At 65.9% G+C, this 6,131-nt stretch carries 5 protein-coding genes; 1 reads left to right on the plus strand and 4 read right to left on the minus strand.

Annotated elements, in window-relative coordinates; genetic code table 11:
- Positions 1–4: 4 nt before the first annotated feature.
- From CQ14_RS04495 to CQ14_RS04505, 3 genes are read right to left on the minus strand one after another with little or no spacing between them, the layout of a single operon-like run.
- Entirely contained in the window at positions 5–1,135 is a 1,131-nt protein-coding gene (locus tag CQ14_RS04495) for an FAD-dependent monooxygenase (protein WP_057856731.1), read from the minus strand.
- Between the two features lie 57 nt (positions 1,136–1,192).
- Complete coding sequence (locus CQ14_RS04500) at positions 1,193–3,154, minus strand: molybdopterin biosynthesis protein (protein WP_156434679.1); 1,962 nt, start codon at positions 3,152–3,154, stop codon at positions 1,193–1,195.
- 1 nt (position 3,155) lies between these two features.
- Entirely contained in the window at positions 3,156–4,268 is a 1,113-nt protein-coding gene (locus CQ14_RS04505) for a molybdopterin-binding protein (RefSeq protein ID WP_057856732.1), read from the minus strand.
- A 179-nt stretch (positions 4,269–4,447) separates the two neighbouring features.
- Here CQ14_RS04505 and CQ14_RS04510 point away from each other — a divergent pair, with 179 nt between their 5' ends.
- Positions 4,448–5,659, plus strand: a complete 1,212-nt coding sequence (locus tag CQ14_RS04510) for an ABC transporter substrate-binding protein (protein WP_057856733.1) — start codon at positions 4,448–4,450, stop codon at positions 5,657–5,659.
- A gap of 79 nt (positions 5,660–5,738) precedes the next feature.
- Here the strand turns inward: CQ14_RS04510 and CQ14_RS04515 are convergent.
- On the minus strand, positions 5,739–6,131 hold a 393-nt coding region (locus tag CQ14_RS04515; RefSeq protein ID WP_156434680.1), incomplete at its 5' end, for a TAXI family TRAP transporter solute-binding subunit.

The raw sequence follows: 6,131 nt of genomic DNA on the forward strand, positions 1-6,131 counted from the left end.
AAACTTACGCCGCCAGCGGCACCGTCCAGGCGTCATAGCCATACACCCAGTCGGTATCGGTCTTGCCGCTCAGCCAGGTATTGGCGCGCGAGGTCGCCTGGATACGTTCCGTCCGCGCCTTGCGGGTCGCCTCGAAGCGGCGAAACGCATTCGCGACACCGTTACGATCGACACCATCGAGACACCGCGAGAGAACGGCGGCGTCCTCGATCGCCATCGCCGCGCCCTGTGCCATGTAGGGCGTCATCGGATGGCAGGCATCGCCGAGCAGCGTGACGTTGCGATCCGTCCATCGCTCCAGCGAATGGCGATCGACGATCGCCCATTTGTGCACGTCTGGACATGCCGCCAGCACCTTCTCGACCTGGCTATGGAATCCGACAAAGGCCTTCCGCAATTCGACGACATCGCCCTTCGCCGACCATGACTCGATCCGGAACTCCGGCTCCGGCTGGCTGGTAACGAGATAGATCTCGCTGCGGTCCGGCTTGACGTAGTAGATGACGATGTGACGGTCCTCGCCCCACCATTTGGTGCAGTCGTCGATTTTTGCTCCTCCCAGCAGCGCGGCGGGATAGGTCGTGCGATAGGCGATGCGCCCGGTAAAGCTGACCGGCGACGCTCCGAACAGAATGTCCCTTACCAGCGAATGAATGCCGTCGGCCCCGATCACGGCGTCGGCCGTCGCGGTTGCACCATTGGCGAAGGCGAGCCGGACGCCCTCGCCGGTCTCATCAAGGCCAACCAGCTTGTGATTGAGCTTGACGCAATGATCGGGGACGGCGCTGGCGAGCGCGGCATGCAGATCGCCGCGATGTGTCAGGAGATAGGGCGTACCAAATTTCTGTTCGGCGCTCTCGCCAAAAATCATGTCGAACTTGACGTCGCCGGTGCGCCAGTCACGGTTGTTCCAGGAGCGCGGATAGAAGGATTGCGCGCGCAGCCGTGCTTCGAGCCCGAGCCCGCGCAGCACCTTCATGGCGTTGCAGCCGATCTGGATGCCGGCCCCGATCCGCGCGAACTGCGTCGCCTGCTCGTAGACGGTAACCTCGACGCCTACGCGCCGCAGCGCCGCGGCGGTCGCGAGCCCGCCCATGCCGGCGCCAACAATCGCAATCGAAAGCGGTGTTGCCATTTCCCATCCCTGCCCCGAGCCGCTTCTTCTGGCGGCTTCTTACACTTCGCGAGCGCATCAAGCCGGCCGGAAGCCCGCCTGCTGCAGCGCCGCGCGGCCCGCCTCCGACGCCAGCGCGTCGAGAAACGCCTGCACCGCCGGCCGCTGCTTGCGCGCCGTCACCAGCGCGAAGTCATAATGCTCTTCGGCAAAGGGAATGAAACCCAGGTTTGATGCATGCGCGACCGGCGCAATGGTCATGCCCCAATCGGCGCGGTGCTGCGCAACGGCTGCCGCCACCGCATTATGCGAGCGCGGCTGATTCCAGTAGCCGTCGGGGCGGGCACCGCCGAGCAGCCGGTCGATCAGGATGCGTGTGCCGGCACCCTGGTTGCGATTGACCATGATGCGGGCGGGATCGGCGAGCGCGGCGCGCACCGCCTCTTCCGCGCCCAAGCCCTCGAAGCGCGCGTCGCCCTTGCGGAACACAATGCCCTGCATGCGGCGCCAGCCCGGCACCAGTTCGAGGCCCTCGGCAAGATAGGGCGTGTTGTAGGTTTCGGTCTTCTCGTCGAACAAATGGATCGGCGCAAAATCGCATTCGCCGCGTTTCGCCGCCGCCAGCCCGCCGAGGCTGCCCACGGCGATCGAGCGCACGACGAGCCCGGCATGCGCCAGCGGTGCGGTGACGAGATCGAGCCCGGTGCAGTGACTGCCGACGATGACGAGATCGGGCACCCGCACATGCGGCGTGAACAGCGTGACCTCGGCCTCGCTGCCCGCCGGCATCTGGTCGGCAAGCGCATCGATGCGCAGAAACCCGTCGGCTTGCGCAAACGAAGTAATGGCGCCAGAGCCCTTGCCAGTAGGATACGCAATCAGCCCATCCGCCCCTTCGACCAGCGACACCATGACAAATTCGGTGCGGCCGAGTTCGGAAGCGATCCGCACCGGCACGCGCGCATTGACCTTGGCATCCGAACGCGGCGGTAGGCCGGCCATCCGCCGCAGCACCGGCACGATCATGTCGTGGAAGGTGAACATCGCCGAGGTCGGAAATCCCGGCAGGATGATCACCGGCTTGCCGTCACTTACCGCAAGACACAGCGGCTTGCCGGGCTTCAGCGCCACGCCATGGGCGATGATGCCGGGCTTGCCGAGCCGGCCGATGATGCGGTGGGAGACATCGCCCGCGCCTTTCGAAGTGCCGCCCGATAGCACCAGCATGTCGCTGCTCGCGAGTGCCTCGCGCATCGCGGCTTCGAGCTGTGCCTCGTCGTCCGGGATCGCACCGAAAAAGCGAGCTTCGCCGCCATTCTCCGAAATCGCCGCGGTGACGATCGCGCCGTTGGTGTCGTAGATCGCAGCCGGCCGCAGCGGCTGGCCGGGCTGGACCAGTTCGTCGCCGGTCGAAATGATGGCGACGCGCGGGGCCCGCGCAACGTTCACCTCCGCGATGCCGCACGCCGCCAGCATCCCGATCTCGCGCGAGCCGATGACGGTGCCGGCGCGGAGCAGCGCCTCGCCGCGGGCGATATCGGAACCGGCGTAGGACACGAATTGCCCGGGTGAAGCGGCGCGGCGGATTTCGATCGCGCGATGTCCCGCCGGCTGCGTATGCTCGACCATGACGACGGCGTCCGCTCCGCGCGGCACCGGACCGCCGGTCGCGATCGGCGTGGCCGTCCCTGACAAGACCGGCCGCGTCGGCGCGATGCCGCAGGCGATCACCTCGTCGTTCAGCATCACGCGCACCGGCGAAGCCTCGCCGGCGGCAACGAGATCGGCGGAACGCACCGCAAAGCCATCGACATTGGAGCGATCGAACGGCGGCACATCGATCGGCGCGGTGACGTCTTCGGCGAGCGCGCAGCCGAGCGCGTCGGCGAGCGAACGTTTTTCTCCCGGCACCGGCCGCGGGAACAAGGCGGCTTCGAAACGCGCCAGCGCATCCTCGCGCGACAGGATCGTCAGGAACTGATCCTGCTCGTTATTGTCGCGATCTCTCGGCGAGGGTGTGTTGGTCATTCCCGAACTCATATCATTCCCGCAACATATAGGCATCGATCGCCGTACCGGTCGCAAATCCTTCCGAGCCGCCTGACACCACGAGCCAGGCTTCCGCGCGGGCGATCGCATCCAGCGACAATTCGCCCACGGCAAGCGTGCTCCACATATCCTGCTGCCGCTCCACGAGCACGATCTCGGCGATGCCGACGCTGGATGCAATCTTGCGCGCCAGCGGCAAATTGACCGTCTTGCGCGGACGGCGGCCCGAGAGACGATCGAGCACAGGAAGCGCCAGCGTCCACCATGCCGCGATCGCCTGATCCGGCGCGCCTGGCAGCGCCACGACGGGCGTCTTGCCGACGCGCCCGACGGCCGACGTACGGCCGGGTTGCAGCGCAATGCCGTGAGCAAGAATTTCGCCACGCCCAGCCAATGCCGTCACCGCCGCGTCGGTGCGCCCGACGCCGGAACCGCCAACGATCAAGAGCAGATCGCATGCACCGTCATCCAGTGCCGCCGCAACTGATCCGGCATCGCGGCCCGCGGCGGTCGACGACACGACCTCGGCACCCGCGGTCCGCGCACTTTCGGCGATCAGGTCTGCCGTCGCGCTGCCACCGGGAACATTGACGATGCGCAGCCGCGGACGGCGAACGTTCAAGCGCTCCAATCCGGCGGCGCGCGCAATCAGGAGATGGCGCGGCAGCACGCGCCGTCCGGCCTCCACGACAAAACTGCCCGCGGCGATATCGCCGCCGGCCCGGCGCACGCCCTGCCCCGGGATCGCCTCCGCCAGCACCTGCGGCAGCGGACCGGATACATCGACGGAATCGGAATCGAGCACGCAATCGCAACCATCCGGGATCGCATCGCCGGCCTCGACCCAGACCGGCGGCACCGACAACGGTAACGGCGAATAGGAGGACGCGCCGACGAGATCGCGCGCGCCGAATGCATAGCCGTCCGCCGCCGCGACGTCGCGCGGCGGATGAGCTTGAAGCGGCGGCATCTCGGCGGCGATGCAACGTAGCGCCTCGGCAAGCGTTAGTTCTGCCGGCGCGACAGGCTCCACGCCTAGCAGCAGGGCGTCGAGCGCTCTATCGAGCGGCGTAAGGGTGGTCGGCAGGCGCTGCGTCGTCGTCATGAGTCGGCTATGCCCTGAATCGGGCCGGAAATAAACAGAACCGGATACCGCTCACGGGCGCCCCGCTCCATTTAGCCACGTTGACGCCAGGGCAAAATAGTTGCAAATGAGACCAATTGGCGGGGCAACCGCCTGAAGACACCAACGGCCAACGCGCCGATTCCAGGGAGAAGACAGGGATGTTCGCCAGGAACCTATCCAGGCTTGCCGTGCTTGCGGCCGCAATGCTGGCATCGACCGCCGCGCTAGCGCAAATTTCCGACGACGTGGTCAAGATCGGCGTCCTCACCGACATGAACGGCCCAGCGGCGACGCCGACCGGCCAGGGCTCGGTCACCGCGGCACAGATGGCGATCGACGATTTCGGCGGCAAGGTGCTGGGCAAGCCGATCAGCATCATCGTCGGCGACCACCAGCTCAAGCCTGACATCGGCGGCGGCATCGCCCGGCGCTGGTACGACGTCGAACAGGTCGATCTGATCGTCGACGTGCCGGTATCTGCGGTGGGCCTTGCGGTGCAAGGCATCGCCAATGAGAAGAAGAAGCTGTTCATCACGCATTCGACCCTCAGTGCAGACTTCCACGGCAAATCCTGTTCGCCCTATGCGATGCAGTGGGTGATCGACACCCGCTCGCTCGCGGCCGGCACCGCGCAGGCGGTGGTCAAGCGCGGCGGCGACAGTTGGTTCTTCATCACCGACGACTATGCCTTCGGCCACGCGCTCGAACGCGACGCTTCCAGCGTCGTTACCGCCAACGGCGGCAAGGTGCTGGGGTCGGTGCGCCCGCCGCTCGCCACGCCCGATTTGTCGTCCTTCGTGCTGCAGGCGCAGGCATCCAAGGCCAGGATCATCGGTATCGCGGCCGGTCCGCCGAACAACATGAACGAGATCAAGACCGCCGCGGAGTTCGGCGTGCTCAAGGGCGGCCAGCAGATGGCGGCCTTGCTCGCGCTGATCACCGACATCCATTCGCTCGGGTTGCCGGCAGCCCAGGGCCTGTTGCTGACGACGTCGTTCTACTGGGACATGGACGACAAGACCCGCGAATGGTCAAAGCGCTATTTCGCCAAGATGAACCGGATGCCGACGATGTGGCAGGCCGGCGTCTATTCCTCGGTCATGAGTTATCTCAACGCCATCAAGGAGACCGGCACCGATGAGCCGCTGAAGGTCGCGGCGAAAATGCGCGAAAAGCCGATCGAGGATTTCTTCTCCCGCAACGGCGAGCTGCGCGAGGACAATCTGATGGTGCACGACCTCTGGCTGGTGCAGGTCAAGAAGCCCGAGGAATCGAAATATCCGTGGGACTATTACCAGATCCTCGCCAAGATCCCGGGTGACGAAGCGTTCGGCCCGCCTGATCCGGCGTGTGCGATGGCGAAGAAGTGAAGCAAGCGAATGGTGGGTGGCGAATAGCGAGTGGTTAGCGAGTTCTATTCGCTGCTCGCCATTCGCTATTCGCCGCCCATCACTTGACCACCCCCGCCTCCCGAAAATACTTCATCACGCCGGGATGAATCAGCGCCGCATTTGGCGCGGCGGCAACTGTGTTCGCCGCCGTGGTCTCACAAGCCTGCGGCAGTTTCTTGCACAGGGCACCCTCCTGCCCATGCAGCGTGCGCGCCAATCGGTAAGCGACGTCATCCGGCAGGCTTTCGCGCGCCAGCACAAAGCTCCATGAGCCGATGGAATCGATGGCCGCAGGCTGGTTCGGATAGCTGTTGGCGGGGACGGTCAGCGGCTTGAGGAAGGTGTGCTTGGCGCGGACGCGCGCGATCTCGCCTGCGTCGGGCGCGATGAACCGCGCGCCGCCGGGCGCCTGCGCCATCGCGGCAAAGCCCGGCCAGCCGATGCCGGCGCC

The organism is Bradyrhizobium lablabi (genome assembly GCF_001440475.1).
Taxonomy (GTDB): domain Bacteria; phylum Pseudomonadota; class Alphaproteobacteria; order Rhizobiales; family Xanthobacteraceae; genus Bradyrhizobium; species Bradyrhizobium lablabi.